At 71.4% G+C, this 23,659-nt stretch carries 20 protein-coding genes; 11 read left to right on the top strand and 9 right to left on the bottom strand.

Going from position 1 to position 23,659, the window contains the following annotated elements; genetic code table 11:
• Positions 1-18 precede the first annotated feature (18 nt).
• Positions 19-912, top strand: a complete 894-nt coding sequence (locus tag OHA68_RS25335; protein ID WP_327102459.1) for an alpha/beta fold hydrolase — start codon at positions 19-21, stop codon at positions 910-912.
• A gap of 31 nt (positions 913-943) precedes the next feature.
• Here the strand turns inward: OHA68_RS25335 and OHA68_RS25330 are convergent, their stop codons facing one another.
• The 6 genes from OHA68_RS25330 to OHA68_RS25305 form a co-directional block, all read right to left on the bottom strand.
• On the bottom strand, positions 944-3,574 hold the full coding sequence (locus tag OHA68_RS25330; protein WP_327102458.1) for a ComEC/Rec2 family competence protein: 2,631 nt from the start codon (positions 3,572-3,574) through the stop codon (positions 944-946).
• 34 nt (positions 3,575-3,608) lie between these two features.
• A complete protein-coding gene (locus OHA68_RS25325; protein ID WP_327102457.1) occupies positions 3,609-4,355 on the bottom strand; it encodes a ComEA family DNA-binding protein in 747 nt (248 codons plus the stop codon).
• Between the two features lie 146 nt (positions 4,356-4,501).
• A complete protein-coding gene (locus tag OHA68_RS25320) occupies positions 4,502-5,308 on the bottom strand; it encodes a DegV family protein (RefSeq protein ID WP_327102456.1) in 807 nt (268 codons plus the stop codon).
• A gap of 13 nt (positions 5,309-5,321) precedes the next feature.
• Complete coding sequence (gene hutI / locus OHA68_RS25315) at positions 5,322-6,530, bottom strand: imidazolonepropionase (protein ID WP_327102455.1); 1,209 nt, start codon at positions 6,528-6,530, stop codon at positions 5,322-5,324.
• Positions 6,531-6,945: 415 nt separating this feature from the next.
• Positions 6,946-8,358 (bottom strand): GTPase HflX, encoded by a 1,413-nt coding sequence (gene hflX, locus OHA68_RS25310; RefSeq protein WP_327109559.1) that lies wholly within the window; start codon positions 8,356-8,358, stop codon positions 6,946-6,948.
• An 83-nt stretch (positions 8,359-8,441) separates the two neighbouring features.
• Entirely contained in the window at positions 8,442-9,131 is a 690-nt protein-coding gene (locus tag OHA68_RS25305) for a DUF4097 family beta strand repeat-containing protein (protein ID WP_327102454.1), read from the bottom strand.
• Positions 9,132-9,287: 156 nt separating this feature from the next.
• On the opposite strand from OHA68_RS25305, the gene aceB reads away from it, so the two are divergent.
• Genes aceB through OHA68_RS25270 form a run of 7 tightly spaced genes read left to right on the top strand, consistent with a single transcriptional unit; the run spans position 9,288 to position 16,519 of the window.
• A complete protein-coding gene (gene aceB, locus OHA68_RS25300) occupies positions 9,288-10,865 on the top strand; it encodes a malate synthase A (protein WP_327102453.1) in 1,578 nt (525 codons plus the stop codon).
• Between the two features lie 47 nt (positions 10,866-10,912).
• On the top strand, positions 10,913-12,352 hold the full coding sequence (locus tag OHA68_RS25295; protein WP_327102452.1) for an FAD-linked oxidase C-terminal domain-containing protein: 1,440 nt from the start codon (positions 10,913-10,915) through the stop codon (positions 12,350-12,352).
• Positions 12,352-13,578 (top strand): FAD-binding oxidoreductase, encoded by a 1,227-nt coding sequence (locus tag OHA68_RS25290; protein WP_327102451.1) that lies wholly within the window; start codon positions 12,352-12,354, stop codon positions 13,576-13,578. Before OHA68_RS25295 ends, OHA68_RS25290 begins: the two co-directional genes overlap by 1 nt.
• Before the next feature lies 1 nt (position 13,579).
• Positions 13,580-14,782, top strand: coding sequence for a (Fe-S)-binding protein (locus OHA68_RS25285; protein ID WP_327102450.1), 1,203 nt, complete (start codon positions 13,580-13,582; stop codon positions 14,780-14,782).
• Positions 14,779-15,531 carry an IclR family transcriptional regulator gene (locus OHA68_RS25280; RefSeq protein ID WP_327102449.1) on the top strand — a complete coding sequence of 251 codons (753 nt, stop codon included), beginning with the start codon at positions 14,779-14,781 and terminating at the stop codon, positions 15,529-15,531. The genes OHA68_RS25285 and OHA68_RS25280 overlap by 4 nt, the downstream gene beginning before the upstream one ends.
• 33 nt (positions 15,532-15,564) lie before the next feature.
• A complete protein-coding gene (locus tag OHA68_RS25275; RefSeq protein WP_327102448.1) occupies positions 15,565-16,302 on the top strand; it encodes an IclR family transcriptional regulator in 738 nt (245 codons plus the stop codon).
• 4 nt (positions 16,303-16,306) lie between these two features.
• Positions 16,307-16,519 carry a DUF2277 domain-containing protein gene (locus tag OHA68_RS25270; RefSeq protein ID WP_189141692.1) on the top strand — a complete coding sequence of 71 codons (213 nt, stop codon included), beginning with the start codon at positions 16,307-16,309 and terminating at the stop codon, positions 16,517-16,519.
• A 72-nt stretch (positions 16,520-16,591) separates the two neighbouring features.
• Here the strand turns inward: OHA68_RS25270 and OHA68_RS25265 are convergent, their stop codons facing one another.
• The gene (locus OHA68_RS25265) at positions 16,592-17,053 is read right to left on the bottom strand and encodes a hypothetical protein (protein ID WP_327102447.1); all 462 of its coding nucleotides are present in this window, start codon (positions 17,051-17,053) and stop codon (positions 16,592-16,594) included.
• 192 nt (positions 17,054-17,245) lie between these two features.
• On the opposite strand from OHA68_RS25265, the gene OHA68_RS25260 reads away from it, so the two are divergent.
• Genes OHA68_RS25260 through OHA68_RS25250 form a run of 3 tightly spaced genes read left to right on the top strand, consistent with a single transcriptional unit; the run spans position 17,246 to position 19,571 of the window.
• Positions 17,246-17,923 carry a response regulator transcription factor gene (locus tag OHA68_RS25260; RefSeq protein WP_327102446.1) on the top strand — a complete coding sequence of 226 codons (678 nt, stop codon included), beginning with the start codon at positions 17,246-17,248 and terminating at the stop codon, positions 17,921-17,923.
• The gene (locus OHA68_RS25255) at positions 17,920-19,152 is read left to right on the top strand and encodes a sensor histidine kinase (protein ID WP_327102445.1); all 1,233 of its coding nucleotides are present in this window, start codon (positions 17,920-17,922) and stop codon (positions 19,150-19,152) included. Before OHA68_RS25260 ends, OHA68_RS25255 begins: the two co-directional genes overlap by 4 nt.
• A 35-nt stretch (positions 19,153-19,187) precedes the next feature.
• Complete coding sequence (locus OHA68_RS25250; RefSeq protein ID WP_327102444.1) at positions 19,188-19,571, top strand: PepSY domain-containing protein; 384 nt, start codon at positions 19,188-19,190, stop codon at positions 19,569-19,571.
• Here the strand turns inward: OHA68_RS25250 and OHA68_RS25245 are convergent, their stop codons facing one another.
• Positions 19,572-20,210 carry an HNH endonuclease family protein gene (locus OHA68_RS25245; protein ID WP_327102443.1) on the bottom strand — a complete coding sequence of 213 codons (639 nt, stop codon included), beginning with the start codon at positions 20,208-20,210 and terminating at the stop codon, positions 19,572-19,574.
• Positions 20,211-20,310: 100 nt separating this feature from the next.
• Positions 20,311-23,637 (bottom strand): 2Fe-2S iron-sulfur cluster-binding protein, encoded by a 3,327-nt coding sequence (locus OHA68_RS25240; protein ID WP_327102442.1) that lies wholly within the window; start codon positions 23,635-23,637, stop codon positions 20,311-20,313.
• Positions 23,638-23,659 lie beyond the last annotated feature (22 nt).

Below are 23,659 nucleotides of genomic sequence, written 5' to 3'. Positions count from 1 at the left end.
CGACCTGAGGAGTTACGCATGTCCACCATCACGCCTGCCGGCGCTACCATCCCCGGCGTCACCCACCATCTGGCCGACGTCAACGGCACCCGGCTGCACTATGTCGCGGCCGGAACCACCGGCTCTCCGATCTTGCTCGTGCACGGATGGCCGGAGACGTGGTGGGCTTTCCACAAGCTGATCCCGCTGCTGGCCTCGACGCACCGGGTCTTCGCCGTCGATCTTCGCGGGTTCGGCGACTCGAGCAACACCGACGGTGGCTACGACGAGGCCACCTTGGCCGAGGACCTGCACCACCTGGTCGGGCATCTGGGCTCCGGCCCGGTCCACGCCCTGTGCCAGGACATCAGCGGGGGTCCGGGCTTCCGCTTCGCCTCCGCGCATCCTGACGAGGTGCTGAGTCTCACCGCGATCGAGACGACCCTGGCCGGGTACGGGCTCGAGAGCCTCGCCGACGTCAACCACGGCGGCTCGTGGCACGTCGGGTTCCTCGGCGCCCCGGGCATCCCGGAAATGCTCCTGCCCGGCCACGAACGGCAACTGCTCGCCGACTGGGCCTACCCCATGATGACCGCGGCAAAGGACGCCGTCACCGACGCCGACATCGACGAGTTCACCCGGTCGTACGCGCGCCCCGGCGGGTGGCGCGGCACGGCCGGCCTCTACCAGTCCGCCTTCTTCTCCGACGCGGGCAGGACCAAGGCCTTGACCGAGACGCATCCCCTGACCGTGCCGGTCCTCACCGTCGACGCGGCCGGCGCCCCCTTCACCGAGCGGACCTTCCGCCAGGTGGCCGCGGGCGACGTCACCTCGGTACGGCTTGAGGGAGTCGGCCATCTCGTGGCACAGGAAGCCCCCGAAGCCCTCGCCGCCGCCATCCTGAACTTCGTGGAGCGCGTCGACAACGGCTGATCAGCACGAGGTGACGCGCCGTCCCCGGACCTCACCGCATCTCGGTGCCCCGAGCCACCACCGCCAGGCCGGTGCCGGAGGTGACGATGGCGAGGTCGCCGGATTCGTCGGTGCGGTAGGTACGGGCCCCGAGGTGGCGCAGCGCGGCCAGCGTCTTGGGGGCGGGGTGGCCGTAGCCGTTGTCCTTCCCGACGCTGACCAGCGCGGCGCGCGGCTTGACCGCGTGGAAGAAGGCGGGGACCTGGCGCGGCGAGCCGTGATGGGGCACTTTCAGGATGTCGGCCTGCGGTAGTGGGCCGCGGAGCAGGTCTTCCTGGGCCTCGGACTCGATGTCGCCGCTGAGGAGGGCCGAGCCCGTGGGCCAGCGTACGTGGATCACGACACTGGAGTTGTTGGCGGCGCTGCCCTCTCCCTGCCCGTCCGTTCGGGCGTTCGCCGGGTCGGGGGCGAGGACGGTCAACTCGGAAGGGCCGAATCGCCATCTCGTGCCGGGCTGCGCGGTCCATGTCGGGATGCGGCGGCGGGCGAGGTCCGCGGTGAGATGGGCGCCCTGTGGTGAAGGGTCGCGGTACGGGCTGGTCAGGACGGCCCCTACGCGCCTGTGCCGGAGCACGCCCGTGAGGCCGTTCACGTGATCGGCATGTGGGTGTGTGAGGATCACCAGCGGCACGTCGCGGATGCCGATTCTGCGTAGGCAGCCGTCCATCACGGAGGGGTCCGGGCCGGCGTCGACGACCACCGCCTGCTGTGGACCTGCCGCGATCACCAGACCGTCGCCCTGGCCGACGTCACACATCACCATCAGCCACCCCGGAGGCGGCCAGGGGGCGACGATCGGCCGTAGGACGAGCATCGCGACCAGAGCCGCTCCGACCACCGTCAGGGTGACCGTCCGCCACGCGCGCCGCCTCATCACCGGCACCGCCACGGCTACGACGACCGCCAGCAGGACCAGCCCTGCCAAGCCTGCCGGCCACGGGAGGTTGGCCATGGGCACGTTCGCGGCCCACCGCGCCACCATGATGATCCAGCCCACCGCGTATCCCGCCGGGATCACCAGCAACTGGGCGGCCTCGGGCCAGAAGGGTGCGATCAGAGCGGCGACGAACCCGAGTAGGGTCGCGGGCGCCACCGCCACTCCGGCGAGCAGGTTGGCCGGCACGGCTATGAGGCTCACCTGCCCCGCCATGAGCACCAGCACAGGCGTGACGGCAGCCTGCGCCGCCGCGGACACCGCAACAGCCTCCGCCACCCACCGAGGCAACCGAGGCCGGCGTCTCCTCACCTCACCAATGGGCTGCTCCGAACCAATGGGCTGCTCCGATGCCGTCACGCGCATCTTCTCGGGCGTGCTCACCGTGGTGCGGATGCCATTGCCCCCGATGCCGTCGTCTGCGGTGGAAGTTGCTGGGGTGGAGGAGTTCCTGTCTGAGGTTGTGGGGTGAGGGTCGGTCAGGCGAGTGCGCCAGCGGGCGGCCAGGAGGAGGATGCCCGCGGTGGCGGTGACTGACAGGGCGAAGCCGTAGGAGTGGGCCAGTTCGGGGGCGAACAGGATCAGCAGGAGGACGGTGGCCGAGAGCGCGGCCATGCCGTCCTTGGCGCGGCCTGTGCCGAGGGCGGCGGCTGCTACCAAGCCCATGAGGAGCGCTCGCAGGACGCTGGGCGATGGTCGGGCCACTATGGCGAAGGCGAGCATGGCGAGGGCCGCGAAGGCGGCTCGCGGGGCCAGGGGCAGGCCCGCCAGGCGGGAAAGGGCCAGGGCGGCACCCGCGACGATGGCAAGATTTGCGCCGCTTACGGCATTTAGGTGGCTTAGTCCTGCTTCTTGGAGGTCCGAGTTCACCTGCCGGTCCATACGGGAGACGTCGCCTACCACCAGGGCGGGGAGGAGGCCGCGCTGATCCGGCGGAAGGATGTCGGCGGCCGTGCGGAGGCCTTGCCGGAAAGCGCCCGCTACGGTCTGGATCGGCGAAGGGGGCGTGAGGATCTGGGGTGGCTCTCGAACCAGGAGAACGGCGGCCGTCAGGGTGCCCGAGGTGGGTGCGGCGAGGCGGCCCGATACGCGCAGGCGTTGACTGGGCAGGAGGTCACGCCACTCGGCGCCGTTGGCGAACACGACGATCGGGGTGTGGACGGCCATGCGTTGGCGTCCGGTTCGGAGTGATTCCAGGGTGGCCTCGGCTATGACGCTGTCCCGGGTGAAGTAGGCGGTCGTGGAGCGTCTGATCTTGGGGTCGTTCGTCAGGGTTATCTCGGCGGTCACGGTCGCGCTCCTGACCGCCAGCGCGGCCGTCGGGCCCGTGGTGACCGCGTGGACGCGCAGGGCGATCGAGGCGGCGGTGGCCGCTACACAGATCAGGACGGCGATGGTCACGTTGCGGCCGGAGGATGGGCGGGCCAGCCAGGCGGCGGACCCGGCACCGGCTGTGGCCAGGGCCGCCACCGTCGCGCCGACCGCTGCTGGGCAGCCGAGGAGAACGAGAGCGCCGGCCCAGGCCGCCAGTGCGGGAAGGATGAGCGGCCAGAAGCGACCGGAGACGACGACGTCGCTCAGCTCCCCGTCGGGAGGATCGGCAGCCGGAGGGCCGGCTCCGGTCTTCGGGCGCGATGAGTCGCAGGGCGCAGTCGACGCAACCCAGGCGGCAGCCGAAGGTGCGTTCATCCCGGCACGTGCGCGGTCGACGGGTGGAGGCATGTCAGACGCGTACCTTCGGCTTGATCTCCTCGTATTTCTTTGCTCCTATGCCGCTTACGTCGCGGAGTTGGTCGACCTTGGTGAAGGCGCCGTGGGTGGTGCGGTAGTCGATGATGCGGGCGGCCAGGACCTCTCCCACGCCCGGCAACTGCTCCAACTGGTCGGGGGTGGCGGCGTTCAGGTCCAGGACGGCTGCTTCTGGTGGGGTGACGCCGGCAACCGCAGCCGGGGCGGTGGCGCCCACCAGGATCTGCTCACCGTCCGTCAGGCGTCTGGCCAGGTTGACCGAGCCGAGGGGCGCTCCTTTGCGCACGCCTCCGGCGGCCGTGACCGCGTCGGTCACTCGGGCGCCCATGGGGAGCGAGTAGACGCCTGGTCTGCGCACCTTGCCGGTGACGTGGACCGTCACCTGAGCCGTCGGGGAGGATCGGGGTGAGGCGGCGGGTGAGGCGGCGGGTGAGGCGGCGGGCTGAGGGCTGGAGATGGGCGTGGGGGCGGCCAGTGGCTCCGGGGTGGGCTGGGAGCGCCAGAGGAAGAAGCCCGCGACGAGCACGGCGACGGCGGCCAAAGCCAGCAGAGCTCGCAGCCCCGGCCTGCCTGGGTCCAGCGCCGAGGTGCTCACGGCCGCGCGGAACGCCTGGAAGGTGGCCGGCACCTGGGCGAGAAGGGGAGCGCGCTCAGGATCGGTGATGGATCGCAGCCGGGACTCGGCTATGGCCCGCTCCGCGGTGGGATCTGAAGTGCGCACGGCGGAGAACCTACGTGGCAGCTCACCCTACGCATCCAGCCGAACAGCGTTCTGTGGACAACCGGCACAGCCGCCAGCCGCCTTGGGGACAACGAGAGACAAGAATGATCAGTTCGGAAACCGACCACTTATAGACGGCGGCACGGTCAAGTCGAGGTGACCGTCAGTCCCAGCATGCCCGGTCCCACGTGGACTCCGACCACCGCTCCCATCTCCACCACCTGTGACCTCACCAGCCCAGGCAGCCGTTTGCTCAGCCGTTCGGCCAGGGAGGCGGCGCGGTCCGGGGCCGCCAGGTGCTGGACCGCGATCTCCACGGCCCCCTCCCCCGCCGCCCGCACCGCCAGGTCCTCCAGCCGGGAGATGGCCCGGCTGGAGGTGCGTACCTTCTCCAGCAGCGAGATGCGCCCGTCCACCAGATGCAGCAGCGGTTTGATCATGAGGGCCGAGCCCACCAGCGACGCCGCGGCCCCGATGCGGCCGCCCCTGCGGATGTACTCCAGGGTGTCGACGTAGAAGAACGAGCGGGTCCGCTCGGCGCACCGCCGGGCGGCCTCCGCCACCGACTCCAGGGGGTCGCCGGCCGCCGCGGCGCGGGCCGCCGCCAGGACCGGGTAGCCGAGGCCCATCGCGATGGAGCGGCTGTCGATCACCTCGACCGGCACGGGGGCGTCCGCGGCCGCCGCGAAGGCGGAGTGGACCGTACCGGAGAGCTCTCCCGACAGGTGAATGGAGACGACGCCCGTCGCACCGGCCGCGGCGAGCTCCTCGTAGCACTGCGCGAAGCGCGCGGGTGCAGGCCGCGAAGTGGTCGCTAACGCCAAATCTCCGGAAAAATCCCACTCATCGCAGGACTTGTCCTCGCAGATCACTTGTACGGGGACAGCTCTGATGCCCGGAAGGTCGGCCAGATATGCGGTGGAATCGGTGACTACGGCGACGGCTGGCGACATGAACCGAGGTTAACTACTGGACCGGAGTCCCACCCCGCCAGACCCGGCGCGGCTTGAGTCCGAAGGACCAGGCGAAGGCGCCCTCGTGGTCGGCGTCCCACTGGACGATGTCCGCCAGGCGGCCCGGCGCCAGGACGCCGCGGTCGGGAGCGCCGAGCACGTTGGCGCCACCGAGCGTGGCGGCGCGCAGCGCGTCGTTGACGCTCATCCCGAACGCCGACACGGCCATCGCGATGACCAGCGACATCGAGGTGATGCCGCAGTGTCCCGGGTTGTGGTCGCTGCCGAGCGCGATCTGCACGCCGTGCTTCATCATCTGGCGGACGGGCGGGAGGTTGCCGCTCTGGAGCGCGGTGGCCGGGCAGACCACGGCGGGCACGCCGTAGCGGGACATGATGGCGATGTCCTCGTCGGACATGTGGTGCAGCCCGTCGGCGGAGGCGCAGCCGAGCTCGGCGGCGAGCTGAACGGCGCCGCGCCGGCTGAACTGGCCCCCGTGGATGCGCGGCAGCAGGCCGACGTTGCGGCCCGAGGCGAGCACCCAGCGGGACTCCTCGGTGGTGAAGTGGCCCTCGTCGCAGTAGACGTCCACGCTGTCGGCGCCGGCCGCCGCCGCGTCGGCGCACCAGGCGCCCACGGCCTCGACGTATTCACGCTGGCGGCCGAAGTATTCCGGCGGGACCACGTGCGCCGCGAGGAAGGTGACGTGCACCCGCGGCATCATCGGCTCCTTCTCCAGCTCGCGCAGGAGCCGCACGTCGGCGAGCTCGCCGTCGCGGGTGAGGTGGTAGCCGGTCTTGGCCTCGACGGTCGTGGTGCCGGCCAGCAGCCAGTCACGCAGGCGTTCGCGTACGCCGTTGCAGAGCGTCCAGGGGTCGGTGCCGCGGGTCACGGTGACGGTGGAGCCCACGCCGCCACCAGCGGCGGCGATCGACGCGGAGGTGGAGCCGCCGGTGCGGATGGCCAGCTCGGCGTAGCGGTTGCCGGCGTAGACCGGGTGGGTATGGGCGTCGATGAGGCCGGGCGTGACGAGCGCGCCGCCCAGGTTTTCGACATGATCGACGTCCACGATGTCGTCGACGACACCAGGCACGCTCTGCGGCAGGTCGGGCGCCCGCCCGACCCACGCGATGCGATCGTTGTGCACGAGGATGGCCGCGTTGCTGAGGACTTCGTTGCCGGTCCAGAGGCGGCCGATGTTGGTCAGAAGCCGAACGGTCACCGCATCACCGCCCCACGCTTGAGCAGCACACAGCGCACGGCTGCCTGCGCCGCGCCCACTGAGTCCGCTCCGGGTCCGGACGACATGGGGGGTCTCCTGCTCTCATCCGCGAAAAACCTGCGGTGACCGTATCGCTGGACTCATGATCCGGCGATTTCAGTTCAGTTACGTTATTTCACAGGTGCGCTCGCTGTACAGGGTTATTCGGAAGAAAGCTCACTGATCCCAACCGTCACCCTGCCACACCTTCGCCCACGGACTCCCGCGTGTTTCCTGGATCGCAGAAGTCATCATCCGAAACCTGTGCCTTAGATCGGTAAGGCTGCGCTAATCCTAGCAATCCCAGCGTTGCGGGACCACTACGGCATTTGGGCAGCCCTGCGCCCTTTCGAGCGAGAGCTGCCCAGGCGTCCCTCTAAGCGACGCGTTCGACCGGCTTGCCGACCCGCGCCAGCTCCTGGTGGAGGCTGGGCAGCACGCGGGCGTGCAGGATCGTGCCGTCGGCGACGTGGTCGACCGAGATCACTTCGCCCTCCTTGTGAGCGCGCGAGATCAGGTCACTCCTGTCGTACGGGATCAGCAGCGAGATCTCGTGGTCCAGCTGGGGCATCCGGCGCTCGATGAGCTCCATCAGCTCGCCGATCCCGGTGCCCGTGCGGGCGGAGACCACGATGCTGTCCCGTTCGCGCCTGGCGATCCGGTCGAGCACCTCCTGGTCGGCGGCGTCGGCCTTGTTGATCACCACGATCTCGGGCACGTCGCTCGCGCCTTCGATGGTGGCGAAGACCTCGCGCACGGCGGCGAGCTGGCCCTCGGGGTCGGGGTGCGAGCCGTCGACCACGTGCAGGATCAGGTCGGCGTCGGCGACCTCCTCCAGCGTGGACCGGAACGCCTCCACGAGCTGCGTGGGCAGGTGGCGCACGAAGCCGACCGTGTCGGCGATCGTGAACACCCTGCCTTCGGGCGTGCGCGCGCGGCGTACGGTCGGGTCGAGGGTGGCGAACAGCGCGTCCTCCACCAGCACGCCCGCACCGGTGATCCGGTTGAGCAGCGAGGACTTGCCCGCGTTGGTGTAGCCGGCGATGACCACGGCGGGCACCTCGCGCCGCTGGCGCCGGCCCCGCATGGTGTCGCGGGAGGTGGACATGTCCTTGATCTGGCGGCGCAGCTTGGCCATCCGCTCGCGGATGCGCCGGCGGTCCAGCTCGATCTTGGTCTCACCGGGGCCACGGCCGCCGATGCCGACGCCGCCCGCGGCGCGACCGCCGACCTGGCGCGACAGGTTGCCACCCCAGCCACGCAGGCGCGGCATGAGGTATTGCAGCTGGGCCAGCTCGACCTGGGCCTTGCCCTCGCGGCTCTTGGCGTGCTGGGCGAAGATGTCGAGAATCAGGGCGGTGCGGTCGATGACCTTCACCTTCACCGTCTCCTCGAGCTGGCGGAGCTGGCCGGGGCTCAGCTCGCCGTCGCAGATCACCGTGTCGGCGCCGGTCGCCTCGACCACGTCACGCAGCTCCAGTGCCTTGCCGGAGCCGATATAGGTGGCGGGGTCCGGGAACTGGCGACGCTGGATGAGCCCTTCGAGCACCAGGGAGCCGGCGGTCTCGGCCAGGAGCCGCAGCTCCTGGAGCGAGTTCTCGGCATCGGTGCTGGTCCCGGAGGTCCAGACGCCCACCAGGACGACTCGCTCGAGCCGCAGCTGGCGGTATTCGACCTCGGAGACATCCTGGAGTTCGGTGGAGAGGCCCGCCACGCGGCGCAGCGCCTGGCGCTCCTCGAGGTCCATGTCGCCGTTCTCGAACTCGTCGAGCGCGGAGTATTCGTGCATTCGTGTCATCTCTAATAGGCAACGTCTGGACACCTCAGTGTCTTCCCCGATGGTGACACGACATCCCAGAAGTAATCACCTGGTTATCCCGCGAGCACGTTGACGTCCCCGGAGCCGACGGTGAGCCGCAGCTTGCGCGGGGAGTTCGGGTCCTTGTCGACCGCCACGTTCTCCTCGCCGGAGCCCACGTCGGTCTTGACGTCGTAGGCGCCGCCGGGCACGTGCAGGGTCACGTCACCGGAGCCGGCCTCCAGCTCCGCGCTGTCGGGGGCGGTGGTGTACTTCAGCTCGATGTTGCCCGATCCCGCCTCGGCGACGACCTTCTTGCCGGCCAGGCCGGAGGCGTCCACGTCGCCGGAGCCCGCGGTGAGGTTGAGCGGGCCGGTCAGGGACCTGAGCGTGATGTCGCCCGAGCCGGCGTCGGCGTCCACCTGCAGCCCCTTGGGGATCTCGATCTTGTAGTTGACGCTGCAGTTGCCCCAGCTCTGCGCGCAGTCGTACCTGATGAACAGGGTGTCGCCGTCGACCGAGTGCTGGGCGTCGGGCTTGCTGTCGCGCCACTGGAGCGTCTCGACCACGCGGATGGCGTTGCCGTCGGTCTCGGTGATCACGGTGTCGCCGGACCCGCTCTTGACGTGGAGCCTGGTCACCTTGTCCGTCACCTCGTAGCTGACGGTGTCCTGGTTGGCCGGGCCGCCGAGGCCAGCGAGGCCGCAGCCCGACAGCAGTGCGGCGGAGGCGAGGAGTCCACCCGCGATCGCGATCGTCTTCATGCCTTGAATGATCGCCCGTGTTCGGTCCCGCACACATCGGGGATGCCCCGGAACACCACCCGGGGTAACCCCCGCCTTTGACCCGTGGAACCCCTATGGCGTAGCTTCCCTTCCATAATACAAAACTTGGTTTCCACAGAGTGGAAAAGAGGACCCATGGAGATCACCGGCCCGATGCTCGACCGGTTCGACGAGATCCTGACGCCGCAGGCGCTGGACTTCGTGGCGGCTCTGCAGCGAGAGTTCGGCGCCAGGCGCCTGGAGCTGCTCGACGCCCGCCAGGCGAAGCAGGCGGAGCTGTCGGCGGGCGGCACGCTGGACTTCCTGCCGGAGACCAAGGCGGTCAGGGAGGGCGAGTGGCGGGTCGCGCCGCCGGCTCCCGGCCTGGAGGACCGCCGCGTGGAGATCACCGGCCCGGTGGACCGCAAGATGACCATCAACGCGCTCAACTCCGGCGCCAAGGTGTGGCTGGCCGACTTCGAGGACGCCAACTCCCCCCTGTGGGCCAACTGCGTCAGCGGCCACCTCAACCTGCGGGACGCTCTCGACCGGACGATCGACTTCGAGAGCGGCGGCAAGACCTACGCGCTCAAGCCGGACGCCGAGCTGGCCACGGTCGTGGTCCGGCCGCGCGGCTGGCACCTGGACGAGAAGCACGCCCTGGTCGACGGGCGGCCGGTGGCGGCCTCCCTGTTCGACTTCGCCCTCTATTTCTTCCACTGCGCCCAGCGGCAGCTCGACAAGGGGCGGGGACCTTACTTCTACCTGCCGAAGCTGGAGTCGCACCTGGAGGCGCGGCTGTGGAACGAGGTGTTCGTCCGCGCGCAGGAGCTGCTGGGGATCCCGCAGGGCACGATCAGGGCGACCGTGCTCATCGAGACCTACCCGGCGGCGTTCGAGATGGAGGAGATCCTCTACGAGCTGCGCGACCACTCGGCGGGGCTGAACGCGGGGCGCTGGGACTATCTGTTCAGCGTGATCAAGAAGTTCCGCACCCGGGGCCGCGAGTTCCTGCTGCCGGAGCGCAACGCGGTGACGATGACGGCGCCGTTCATGCGCGCCTACACCGAGCTGCTCGTGCGTACGTGTCACAAGCGCGGCGCGCACGCGATCGGCGGGATGGCGGCGTTCATCCCGTCGCGCCGCGACCCCGAGGTGAACGCGACGGCGCTGGAGAAGGTGCGCGGGGACAAGACGCGCGAGTCCGGTGACGGCTTCGACGGCTCCTGGGTGGCCCACCCCGACCTGGTCCCGGTCTGCCGGGAGGTGTTCGACGGCGTGCTCGGCTCCGCGCCCAACCAGCTCGACCGGCTGCGCGAGGACGTCAGCGTCTCGGCCGCCGACCTGCTGTCCGTCTCGGAGACGCCGGGCGACATCACCGAGACCGGGCTGCGCAACAACGTGGACGTGGCGCTGCGCTATCTGGCCGCCTGGATGGGCGGGCTCGGCGCGGTGGCGATCCACAACCTCATGGAGGACGCGGCCACGGCGGAGATCTCCCGGTCGCAGATCTGGCAGTGGATCCACAACGACATCACCCTCGCCGACACCGGCGCGCCGGTGACCAAGGAGCTGGTCGAGCGGATCATCGCGGAGGAGCTGGCGAAGATCGCGGCCCAGCCGGGTTACGACGAGGAGCTGTACGGCCAGGCGACGGCGCTGTTCACGGAGGTGGCGCTGGACGACGACTTCGCCGACTTCCTGACGCTTCCCGCCTACGCCCGCATGCCGTAGGTGTCGCCATATATTTACGGATATAGGGCGAGCATGCGGGAGGCGTCATGCTGGACACGCTGATCGAGGAGCTGCGTGGCGTGCTGCCCGCCGAGTGGGTGATCACCGACCCGGTGCGGCTGCGTACCTACGAATGTGACGGACTCACCTACCATCGGGCCACGCCCGGCGTGGTCGTGCTGCCGGAGACGGCGGAGCAGGTCGCGCGGGTTGTCAGGCTCTGCGGCGAGTTCGCGGTGCCGTTCGTGGCCCGGGGGTCCGGCACCGGCCTGTCCGGTGGCGCGCTGCCGCGCGAGGACGGCGTGCTGATCGTCACCTCCAGGATGCGCCGCATCCTGGAGGTGGACCTGCCCAACCGCCGGGCGGTGGTGGAGCCGGGCGTCACCAACCTGGCAATCACCGAGGCGGTGCGCGACCAGGGCTACTACTACGCGCCCGACCCCTCCAGCCAGCAGATCTGCTCCATCGGCGGCAACGTGGCGGAGAACTCCGGCGGCGCCCACTGCCTGAAGTACGGCTTCACCGTCAACCACATCGAGGCCTGCGAGATCGTCACCCCCGACGGCGACCTGGTGACGCTCGACCGGATGGACCCCGGCTACGACCTGCTCGGCGCGTTCGTCGGCTCCGAGGGCACGCTGGGCATCGCGACCAAGATCACTGTACGGCTGAGCCGCGCGCCCCAGGCGGTCACCACGGTGCTGGCCGCCTTCGAGAGCATCGAGCAGGGCGGCAAGGCCGTCTCGGCGATCATCGGCGCGGGCATCGTGCCCGCCGCGATCGAGATGATGGACGCCCTGGCCATCGAGGCGGCCGAGGCGGCGGTGGCCTGCGCCTACCCGGCCGGCGCCGGCGCGGTGCTGATCGTGGAGCTGGACGGGCCCGCCGTCGAGGTCGAGCGGCAGTTCGAGCGGCTGCGGGAGATCTGCTCCGACGCGTTCGAGCTGCGGGTGGCGGCGGATCCGGCGGAACGGGCGGCGATCTGGAAGGGCCGCAAGTCGGCGTTCGCCGCCGTCGGGCGGATCAGCCCTGCCTACATCGTGCAGGACGGCGTGGTGCCGCGCACCTCGCTGCCCCGGGTGCTGGCCGAGATCGACCGGCTCTCGGCCGCGTACGACATCAGGGTGGCCAACGTCTTCCACGCCGGTGACGGCAACCTGCACCCCTTGGTGCTGTTCGACGACGCCGAGCCCGGGGCCGGCGAGCGGGCCGAGGCGGTCTCGGGCGCGATCCTGGACCTGTGCATCGAGCACGGCGGCTCGATCACCGGAGAGCACGGGGTGGGTGTGGACAAGGCGAAGTACATGCCGAAGATGTTCTCCGAGGCGGATCTCGACACCATGCAGCTCGTCCGGTGTGCCTTCGACCCCCGGGGCCTGTCCAACCCGGGCAAGGTCTTCCCCACGCCGCGGCTCTGCGGCGAGGTGCCGGGCGTGCGCAAGGGCGTGCATCCGCTGGTGGAGTCCGGCCGGGCGGAGCAGTTCTGATGCCGTCGCAGGAGCTGGCCGGGACCGGCGTGACGCTCAGGGACGCCGGCCCCGGCGACGCCGTGTGCGGGGTGACCCCCACGTGGGTGGCCCTGCCGGAGACGACCGAGGAGGTGTCGGCGGTGCTGCGGGCCTGCGCCGAGCACGATCTGGCGGTCGTGCCCACCGGCGGCGGCACCAAGCTGCACTGGGGTCCCGCGCCGGAGCGGTGCGACGTGCTGCTCGACCTGTGCTGCATGAACGAGATCGTCGAGCACGCGGCGGGCGACCTGGTCGTGCGCGCGCAGGCCGGGGTGACGATGGAGGCGCTGTCGGCGGCGCTCGCGGAGCGGGGGCAGGAGCTGGCGCTGGACCCGCCGTTCGCCGAGGGCAGCACGGTCGGCGGCACGCTCGCCGCCGCCGTGGCCGGCCCGCGCGCCTTCCGGTACGGCACCGCCCGCGACCTGCTCATCGGCATCACGGTCGTGCTGCCCGACGGGACGATCGCCAAGTCGGGCGGCAAGGTGGTCAAGAACGTCGCGGGCTACGACCTGGGCAAGCTGTTCACCGGCTCCTTCGGCACGCTCGGGGTGATCGCCGAGGCCACGTTCCGGCTGCATCCGCTGCCCGTGGAGCGCCGCTGGATCGTCGCCGTGGTGGATCCGCCGCGGGTCTCCCCGGCCGAGCCGTGCCAGGCCGGGGAGCTGGCCGCGATGCTGGCCGCCGCGCAGCAGGAGCCCAGCGCCGTGGAGCTCGACTGGCCGCACGGGCAGGGGCCCATCTGGATGACCGTGCTGGTCGAGGGGACCGCCGCGCACGAGCGGGCGCGGGTGCTGCGCGCCCGGATGGGCGGCGTGGTCAAGGACGTCAGGGACGAGCCGCCACCGAACTGGGGGCTGATCCTCAACGACGACGTCCTGGCCGAGGTGCGCTTCGAGCCGGCCGAGCTGACCCGGGTGCTGGACGCGGTGCACTACAGCGGGTTCTCGCTGCGCGGCTCCGCCGTGGCGGGCCGGGTCTGGCTGGAGCTGTGGGGCGACCACGGCGCGGACAAGACCATCGACGCGGTGGCCGCGCTGCGCGCCCGGCTGGACGACCTCGGCGCCCGCCTGACCGTGCTGGCCACGCCGTACGAAGGCGTGGAACGGTGGGGGGCCGTCGGGTCGCTGCCGCTGATGCGGCGGGTGAAGGAACGGTTCGATCCCGGGCGCAGGATGTCCCCCGGCCGGTTCGTGGGAGGGATCTGACGTGGACCCGGAGCTGATCAACGACTGCGTGCACTGCGGGTTCTGCCTGCCCACGTGCCCGACGTACGTGCTGTGGGGCGAGGAGATGGACTCCCCGCGCGGCCGCATCCACCTGATGGACCAGCACGTCGAGGGCACGCCGGTGACGCCGGAGATGGCGGGCCACTTCGACGCCTGCCTCGGCTGCATGGCGTGCGTGACCGCCTGCCCGTCCGGGGTGCGCTACGACCGGCTGACCGAGCAGACCCGGGCGGTGGTGGAGCGGGAGCACGAACGCGACCCCCGCGAGCGGGCGGTGCGCGGCCTGGTGTTCAGCCTGTTCCCCTACCCGCGCAGGCTGCGGCTGCTGCGGCCGGGGATGCGGCTGGCCGAGCGGCTGGCGCCGTTCCTGGAGCGGGTCCATCCGAGCCTGGGCGCGATGGCCGGGCTGGCGCCGCCGGCGCCACGGCGGCAGCGGATGCCACGGGTGGTGCGGGCCAGGGGCGCGCGCCGGGCTGTGGTCGGCATGCTCACCGGGTGCGTGCAGGGCGAGTTCTTCCCGCAGGTCAACGCGGCCACGGCACGGGTGCTCGCGCTGGAGGGCTGCGACGTGGTGATCCCCCCGGGGCAGGGCTGCTGCGGGGCGCTGAGCGTCCATTCCGGGCGCGCGGACCAGGCCAGGCGGCTGGCCCGCCGCACGGTCAGGACCTTCCGCAGGGCGGGCGTCGACACGGTCGTGGTGAACGCGGCCGGCTGCGGCTCGTCGATGAAGGAGTACGGCGAGCTGCTCGGCGAGGAGCCCGGCTTCCGGGTCCTGGACCTGTCGGAGTTCCTGGCCGAGCTGGGACCGGTGGCCGAGCGGCACCCGCTGCCGCTCACCGTCGCCTACCACGACGCCTGCCACCTGGCCCACGCGCAGGGCGTCCGGGCCCAGCCGCGCGAGCTGCTGCGCGGCATCCCAGGGCTGGAGCTGCGTGAGGTGCCCGACGCGGCGATCTGCTGCGGCTCGGCCGGCACCTACAACATCTTCCAGCCGGAGGCGGCCCGCGAGCTGGGCGACAGGAAGGCCAGGTCGGTCGGTTCGACCGGCGCCGAGCTGCTGGTGTCGGCCAATCCGGGCTGCACGATGCAGATCGTCGCGGCGATGCGGCGCGGCGGCGCCGACATCAGGGTGGCGCACACCGCCGAAGTGCTGGACGCCTCGCTGCGCGGGGTGAGTTTGTGAGCGTGCAGTCGGTCGAGCGGGCGCTCGACGTGCTCGAAGCGCTGGCCGAGCACGGTGGCGAGGCGGGGCTGTCGGAGATCGCCGCCAGGACCGGGCTGCCGTACGGGACGATCCACCGGCTGCTGCGGACCCTGCTGGCGCGCGGCTACGTGCGTCAGGAGTCCGACCGGCGCTACGCGCTGGGCGGCGGCCTGGTACGGCTCGGCGGCGTCGCCGAGAGCATGGTGGCCGTGTGGGCGCAGCCTTACCTGACCCGGATGGTGGAGCTGTCCGGTGAGACGGCGAACCTGGCGGTGCTCGAAGGCGACTTCGTCGTCTACGTGGCGCAGGTGCCCTCACCGCGCAGGCTGCGCATGTTCGCCGAGGTCGGCCGGCGGGTGCTGCCGCACAGCACGGCCGTGGGCAAGGTGCTGCTGGCCGGCCGGGCGGCCGGGGAGGCGCTGCCGGTGTTCGAGCGGACCGGGATGCCCCGGCGCACGCCCAACACGATCACCGACGGCCCGGCCATGATGGCCGAGCTGGAGCTCGTGCGGGCCCGCGGTTACGCCATGGACCTGGGCGAGGAGGAGCTCGGCGTGCACTGCATGGCCGTACCTGTCCGGGACGGGGACCGGGTGGTGGCGGCCATGTCGGTGTCCGGCCCGGCCGAGCGGATCGACGCGCTGGACCGCGAGGAACTGGCCGAGAGCATGCGTGGCATCGCGCACGCGTTCGGCGCGGAACTCAGGCCGGTGATCGGCGAAGGCTGAGAAAACGGCGCTCGCCAGCTATGGTGTTGCGCTATGAGCAACAGCTCAGTGCAATCAGTCGACAGGGCCATCGCGATTCTGGAGATCCTCGCCCGGGAGGGCGCGACCCGGGTGACGGATCTGGCCAACGCGCTGGACGTGCACAAGTCCACGGCGTTCCGGCTGCTGACCGCTCTGGAGCAGGGCGGGCTCGTCGAGCAGAGCGGTGACCGGGGGCGCTACCGGCTCGGATTCGGTGTGGTGCGGCTGGCGGGCGCCGCCACGGCCCAGCTCGACCTGGCCAAGGAGAGCAGGCGCGTCTGCCGGCGGCTGGCCGAGCAGGTGGGCGAGACCGTCAACGTCGCGGTGCCCCAGGACGGTTACGCGGTCAACATCAGCCAGGCGCGCGGCCCGTCGGCGATCAGCGGGCACAACTGGGTCGGCCAGCGCACCCCCTCGCACGCCACCTCCAGCGGCAAGGTGCTGCTGGCCCACGACGCGTTGCTGCTGCCCGACGAGCTGGAACGATTCACCCCCATGACGATCACCGACGTACGGCTGCTGGGGCTGGCGGAGATCAGGCGGCGCGGCTGGGCCTTCACCGTGGAGGAGCTGGAGCTGGGCCTGAACGCGGTGGCCGCGCCCATCATGGGCAGCGACGGCTCGGTGGTGGCGGCGGTCAGCGCCTCCGGCCCCTCCTACCGGCTCACCCCGCAGCGGCTGCCCGAGGTGGGCGAGATCATGGCCCAGGGCGCGCTGGAGATAAGCCAGCGCATCGGCTATTACCGTTGAGGGCATGTGCCGAAGCATCAAGACCCTGCGCCCGCCCTACACCGAAGACGTGACCGAGGACGATGTACGAGCCGCGGCCCTGCAGTATGTCCGGAAGATCTCCGGCTTCCGGGCGCCCGCCGCGCACAACGCCGAGGCGTTCGACCGGGCCGTGGAGACCATCACCAAGGCGTCCGAAGAGCTGCTGGCCGCCTTGCAGGTGCGCGGCGCCCACTGACACCGGTCGCGGATCACGCGGTTCGGCGGCGCCCTGTTCCAGGTCGGGCGGTTCGCGGGGCCCGGTCGCGGGTCAGGAGGTCGGGAGCCTGATGGGGCGGTCACCGGAGCAGCCGAGCTTGAGCTCCACGTCCTCACCCTCGCCCGCCTCGAACTCCAACTCGGCCTCACGGCCGGGGCCCGGCTCGACGCCGTCCACGGAGTAGCCCTGGGCGGGGCTCCACGAGCGCAGCGTCACCAGGCCGCCGGAGCAGGAGGCGATCACCGTGCCGCCCGGCGTGCGGATGAGCTCGCCCTCGGGCGGGCCCGGCGTCGCCGTGGCCGTCTGCGGCGGGGTCGGCGTACGGGGCACGGCGGGTGTCCCGGACGGCGGGGCAGCGTGCGTCCGGGTGGCGAGCGCGGCGCGGGCCTCGTCCTGGCTCATCACCTGGCCCGACGTGCCGGTCAGCGCACCGCTGACCAGGCCGAGCGCCGCCACGGCGGCACCGGTCGCGGCGATCGCGGTGGCCACCCAGGCCACAACGAATCGCTTCATCCCCTCACCTCCGTGCCCAAGCCATCATCATTCCGTCACCTCGGTGGCCGCCCAGGACGGAACGGGTCGGTTTACCTGGGCCAGGACTGGTCGGTTCACCTTGCCACCTTCCCCCACATACGGCTAAGGCCAGGTTAAGGCGACGATAACGAGGCGCAGAGCATGCCCCGGCAACGTCTACGGTTTGCTCATATGGCTGACATCCTGCTCATCGAGGACGACGTGACGATCCGCACGGCGCTGAGCCGAGGGCTGCGGGAGCTGGGCCACGCCGTGTCCTCCTCCCCCACGGCGCTCGACGGGCTGCGGCTGGCCGTACAGGATCGTCCTGATCTGATCGTGCTCGACCTGGGGCTGCCGGACCTCGACGGCGGCGAGCTGCTGCGGATGCTGCGCGCGGTGAGCAAGGTGCCGGTGATCGTGGCGACCGCCCGCGACGGCGACGCCGAGATGGTGCCGGTGCTGGACGCGGGCGCCGACGACTATGTGGTCAAGCCGTACAGCGCCGCCCAGTTGGACGCGCGGATCAGGGCGGTGCTGCGGCGGGCGGGCGAGAGCGCGCCGGAGCCGCTCCAGGTGGGCGGGCTGCGTGTGGACCCGCGCGCGCGACTGGCCGAGCTCGACGGGGTGGAGCTGGAGCTGACGCCGCGCGAGTTCGACGTGCTGCACTATCTCGCCGCCCGCTCGGGCGAGGTCATCACCAAGCGCGAGCTGCTGACCGAGGTGTGGCAGCTCCCGTACGGCGGAGCTGACAAGACCGTGGACGTGCACCTGTCGTGGCTGCGCAGGAAGCTGGGCGAGACCGCCTCGGACCCCCGCTATCTGCACACCGTCAGGGGCGTCGGGGTGAAGCTGGTCGGGCCCTCGTGAGGCGCTGGCTGGCGCTGCTGGTGGCCGCCACCACCTCGCTCGTGCTGATCGCGCTGCTGGTGCCGATGGCGCTGCTGATCCGCGCCGTGGCGGAGAACGGCGCGATGAACCGCGCCACCACCGCCGCCGAGTCGGTCGCGCTGACGGTCGGCACCGCCGAGCTGCCGCTCGCCGTGGAGCGGGTGGCGCGTCCCGTGACGGTGTTCCTGCCTGACGGGCGGACGCTGGGCGTCCCGGCCGCGCGCTCCGAGGCGGTACGGCTGGCCGCGACGGGCCGCAGCGTCACCGCCGAGGTGGGCGACGGCAGGGAGGTGCTGGCCGCCGTGCAGTCGCCGCAGGGCACGGTGGTGATCAGGGTGTTCGTCGGCGAGGACGAGCTGCTGCGCGGCGTGCCCGCGGCCTGGGCGGCGCTGCTGGTCCTCGGGCTGGCGCTGGTGGTGCTCGGCATCGTGCTGGCCGACCGGCTGGCGCTGGCGGTCACCAGGCCGGTCGACGGCCTGGCCCGGGTCTCGCACCGGCTGGCGGGCGGCGATCTGGAGGCGCGCGCCGAGCCCGGCGGGCCGCCGGAGGTGCGCTCGGTGGCGCTGGCGCTCAATCATCTGGCCGGGCGGATCGGCGACCTGCTGGCGGCCGAACGGGAGTCGGTGGCGGACCTGTCGCACCGCCTCCGTACCCCGTTGACGGGTCTGAGGCTGGACGTCGAGTCCCTGCGCGACCCCGAGGAGGCGGCGCGGGTCGGCGCCCGGGTGGACGCGCTGGAGCGGGCGGTCAGCGCCGTCATCACCGACGCCCGGCAGCGCTCGGCCGAGCGCGGCAGCTGCGACGCGACGGCCGTGGTGGGGGAACGGGTGCGCTTCTGGTCGGTGCTCGCCGACGACCAGGGGCGCGCGGTCACGGTCACCCTGCCGGAGGAGGAGCTGAGCGTCGCGGTCAGCGCCGAGGCGCTCAGCGCCTGCGTGGACGCGCTGCTCGGCAACGTCTTCGCGCACACCGCTGAGGGGGTGTCGTTCTCCGTACGGCTCGCGCCGCATCCCTCGGGGGCCGTGCTGGTGGTCAGCGACACGGGAGACGGCTTCGACCCCGCCCTGCTGGAGCGGGGGAACAGCGCCGGCGGCTCGACCGGGCTCGGCCTGGACATCGCCCGCCGCACCGCCGAGTCCTCCGGAGGCCACCTGACGGTGTCGTCGTCGGGCGGCGCCATCGTGGAAGTGGTGTTAACTCGGCCTTAGCGCGCGGTTACCGCCGATCGCGGTTTCGTAGGGGCATGCACATCACCACGAAAATCATCGTTGCCAGTGCGGGTGTCATGGCCCTCGTGGCCGGCGGATCCGCTGCCCTCGCCGCCGCCGACCAGCCCGCCCCCAAGGTCGCCGTCGAGCAGGCCGTCCAGATCGCCCAGAAGGAGGTGCCCGGCGCGTGGGTGCGCGAGGTCGGCTTCGACAAGCGCGGCACCCGGCCGGACGTGTGGGAGGTCGAGCTGATCAAGGGCGACATCGAGCACGAGCTGGACATCGACGCCGCCACGGGCAAGCTGCTGAAGAAGGAGAGCGAGCGCGTGGACAGCGACGACGACGACACGGCGGCCGGACAGAACTCCCAGAGCACCCAGAACTCCGACGACTCGGACGACTCCCGGGACGACGACTGATCAGCAGGAGGACAGGACGCCCGACATGGCCTCCTTTTCCCCTGAGGTGACCCACAGGTCGTACTTGACCTTCACGTCGATCTGCCGCGCGATGTACTCACACCTGTAGGCCTTGCGCGGTGGGAGCCAGGTGGCGGCGTCGGAGTCGCTCTTCTGACCGTTGAGCGGTCCGTCGACGGCCATCAGGTTCAGCGGGTCGTTGGCGAACTCCTTGCGCTTGGTCTTCGTCCACTGCTGGGCGCCTTTCTGCCAGGCGTCCGACAGTGGGATCACGTGGTCGATCTGGACCTTGCTGCTGGTGGTCTGCCCACGCTCGAACTTGATCGTCTTGCCGGTGAAGGGATCGGCGAGGACGCCGGTGAGCACGATGCAGTCCTTCGAGCCGGGCTTGAAGGTCTCGTCGGTGAGGTCCCGCTTGAGGATGTCGTTGCGGGTGTCACAGCCGTTGTGATCCACATCCGCCCAAGCGGGACCGAACTCGTCCCGGTCGTAGCCGGTCTTCGGCGCCCGGCCCTTCACGGGGAGGTCGCCGAGCTTCTTGCGCGCCTCCTTGACGTCGGCGGAGGCCGCCTTGCCGGACCCCGCGTCCTGGTCGGGAAGCAGGGTCGCTTCCAGGTCACCACAGCCTGTGAGCACCACCGCTGTGACCAAACCGGCTAAAACTGCACGTACGCGCACGTAAGCTCCCAGACTCGTGATTGCAAAGTCTAGGTATATCAATCTCCGTTCTGTTGACCATTTACCGCCCAAGAGCCTCAAGTAGCCATTTGGCTAGGTAACGGGTGTACGAGGAGCGGACGTAGATCCGGAACGCGTCGCCGTCGCGCTCCAGGATCACCGGCGTCTTCGCCAGGAGCGTCTGGGCATGACCGGTGAACACCGAGGGGTGCAGGTCGAGGGGACACCCGGTGATCAGCACCTCCAGAGCACCCGGCCCCGCCAACTCCAGCACCGTCCGCTGCCCCGACACCTCCACCCACCCCTCCCGGCTTGCGTCGCCGGTCACCAGCCACCAGTCGGGGCCGAGTCGCAGCCCGGCACCGGGGTCGTCGCCTCGGACCTCCCACATGGGCATCGAGGGCAGCTCGCGAAGCCGTACGGCCTCGGAACTCGCCGCCGCGAAGCGAGCGGCGACGTGAGCGGCCGGGCTCTCGGCGCGGCAGACCCCTGGAACGACCCCCGGCACGCCGGCGTCGCCGTCCAGGGAGGCGGGGTCGCCGTCGCGGCGGGTGTTCTCCGGGTCGTAGAAGACCGGCTCGACGACTGTCACGGCGGTGGCGGAGGATCCGGACACGGCGGTGAGCCGGTCGCCCGGGGTGACGTCCCGTGCCAGGGCGAGGCCGAACGTACGGCCCAGTGTGGCGCTAGCGTAGCCGCTGGTCACGTGGCCGAGCATGCGCGCCGCACCTTCCCCCGGTCCGGCCTCTGGCACAGGCTGCGGCTCGGGGGCCGCCGGAGTCGTAGCAGGGATGAGTTGGGCGCCCTCCACGAGGGGGGCCGTGGGGTCGTCGGGGAGGAGGCCGATCAGGGTCTTGCGGCCGGCGCGGGCGGTGTCGGGGCGGGCGTGTGAGCGCTTGCCGACATAGTCGGGCTTGCGGTTGGAGACGATCCACGACATGCCGAGGTCCTGCGGGGTGACGGTGCCGTCGGTTTCCTGGCCGACGATGGGGAAGCCCTTCTCGGCGCGCAGCACGTGCATGCTCTCCGTCCCGTACGGCACCGCGCCCAGGGCCAGCACGCTCTCCCAGAGAGACCTGCCGTACTGCCAGGGCACGTTCACCTCGTAGGCCAGCTCACCGGAGAAACTGATCCGGAACACCCGTCCCGGCACGCCGAGCACCTCGGTCTCCGCGCATCTCATGAACGCGAGCTCCAGTGCCCCCGGTGCGACGGCGGCGAGTACGGCACGGGCTCGGGGGCCGACGATCGCCACCGTGGCCCAGTGGTCGGTGACGGACGTGAAGTGGACGTCGAGCTCCGGCCATTCGGTCTGCCGCCACTCCTCCAGCCAGTCGAGCACCGCCGCCGCGTTGCCGGTGGTGGTGGTCATGAGGTAGTGGTGCTCGCCGAGCCTGGCGGTGGTGCCGTCGTCGAAGACCATCCCGTCGGCGGTGCACATCAGGCCGTAGCGGCAGGCGCCGACGGCGAGCGTGGAGTACATGTTGGTGTAGATCCGGTCGAGAAAAGCGCCCGCGTCACGACCTTGAATGTCGATCTTCCCCAGGGTGGAGGCGTCCATCGCGGCCACCCCGGTGCGGGCCGCGCGGCACTCCCGGGACACGGCCTCGTCCATCGTCTCGCCGTCCAGCGGGAAGTACCACGGCCGCTTCCACTGGCCGACGTCCTCGAACACCGCTCCCCTGTCGACATGCGCGCCGTGCAGCGCCGTCGTCCTGACCGGGTCGGACAGCTCCCCACGGTCACGGCCCGCCAGCGTGCCGAAGGCCACCGGCAGGTACGGCGGGCGAAAGGTGGTCGTACCCGTCTGTCCTGGGGCGGCTCCCAGCAGCTGGGACATCACCCCCGCCACCAGCGCACCCGAGGTCTTGCCCTGGTCGGCGCCGGTGCCGGCGGTGGTGAAGCGCTTGACGTGCTCGACCGAGCGCATCCCGGTGCCCACGGCCCTGGCCAGGTCGGCGACCGTGACATCCCGCTGCAGGTCGACGAACGCCGTGGGGTCCGGCGCGAGCTCACCCCAGTGCACGGCGGGCGGACGCAGACCGGGCTCATCGCTCGACAGCGCTTGAGGAGCCTCATGCCCCGCCGGGCCGGGTCCGCTGCGGGCTGTGGGGGAAGGCACGTCGTGCGCTGCGTCGCGGGTCGCGTGATGGGCTGCGTCGCGGGTCGCGTGATGGGCTGCGTCGCGGGTCGCGTGGCGGGCTGCGGTGGTGCCTGCTTTATGGCCGTCCTCGATGGCCTCGCGGGTGCCGTACAGGCCTCTGCACGCGCCTGCCGAGCGCTCGGCCTGGGCCGACGGGCCGGGGATGAACGCCTGGAGGGTGTCGTCGAAGACGACCCTGCCCTGGGACTGGCTGAAGAGGTGAACGGCGGGGTTCCAGCCGCCGGCCACCGCGAGCAGGTCGGCCGCCACGTGCCGGTCGCCGATCCGGACGCCGGTGAGCAGGCCCTCGGCGTCGGCGGTGGTGCCGGTGACGGTACGGCCGGACAGGGCTCCGGCCAGGCCCTGGGGGCGCGGGTCGACGATGGCGGCGATCTCCACGCCGGCCGCCTCAAGGTCGCGGGCGGCCTCGTACCCGGAGTCGGCGCAGGCGTAGACGACGGCCCGGCTGCCCGGCCGTACGGCGTACCTGTTGACGTAGGCGCGGGCGGCGGAGGCGAGCATGACGCCGGGCCGGTCGTTGCCCGGGAAGGGCAGCGACCGCTCGTGGGCGCCGGTGGCGAGCACGACGCGGCGGGCCCGCAGGTGCCACAGGCGCTCACCAGCGGGGCGGCGCTCGACGGCGACCAGGTAGTTGTGGTCGTAGTAGCCGATCGCGGTGGTCCTGACCAGGACGCGGACCTCCGGGAGCGCGGCCAGGCGGCTCTCGGTCGCGGTGACCCAGTCCAGGGCGGGCGCGCCGTCCAGCAGGACGCGGCTGCTCAGCAGGTCGCCGCCGAGCCTCGGCTGGTCGTCCAGCAGGATCACCCGCGCGCCCGTCTCCCCGGCGGCCAGCGCGGCCGCCAGCCCGGCCGGTCCGCCGCCGACCACCAGCACGTCGCAGTGCAGGTAGCCCTTGTCGGCGCGGCGTTCGTCCACGGCGTCCGGGTCCACCCGGCCCTTGCCGCGCAGACTCCACGCCTGGAGCCCGGCGCGCAGTTCCACGGTGGTGGCGGCGAGCATCGGGTCGGCGTCGACGCGGACCAGCGCGTTCGGCTCCTCGGGCCCGGCGGAGAAGATGCCGCGCGGGCGGCCCAGGTCCACGCTGTGCCCCACCACCCGCACGCCGCCGGCCAGCAGGGCCGAGGCGAGCGTGTCACCCGGATGCCCGTGCAGCGGGCGGCCGTCGAAGTGGAACGGGAGCGTGACCGAGCGGTCGATCAGACCGCCCGAAGGCAGACGGGTCATCGCATCTCCTGCAACGGGGCGG

The organism is Nonomuraea glycinis (genome assembly GCF_035920485.1).
In the GTDB taxonomy this organism is placed as follows: Bacteria; Actinomycetota; Actinomycetes; order Streptosporangiales; family Streptosporangiaceae; genus Nonomuraea; species Nonomuraea glycinis.
This window is presented reverse-complemented; position numbering and strand designations above follow the sequence as displayed.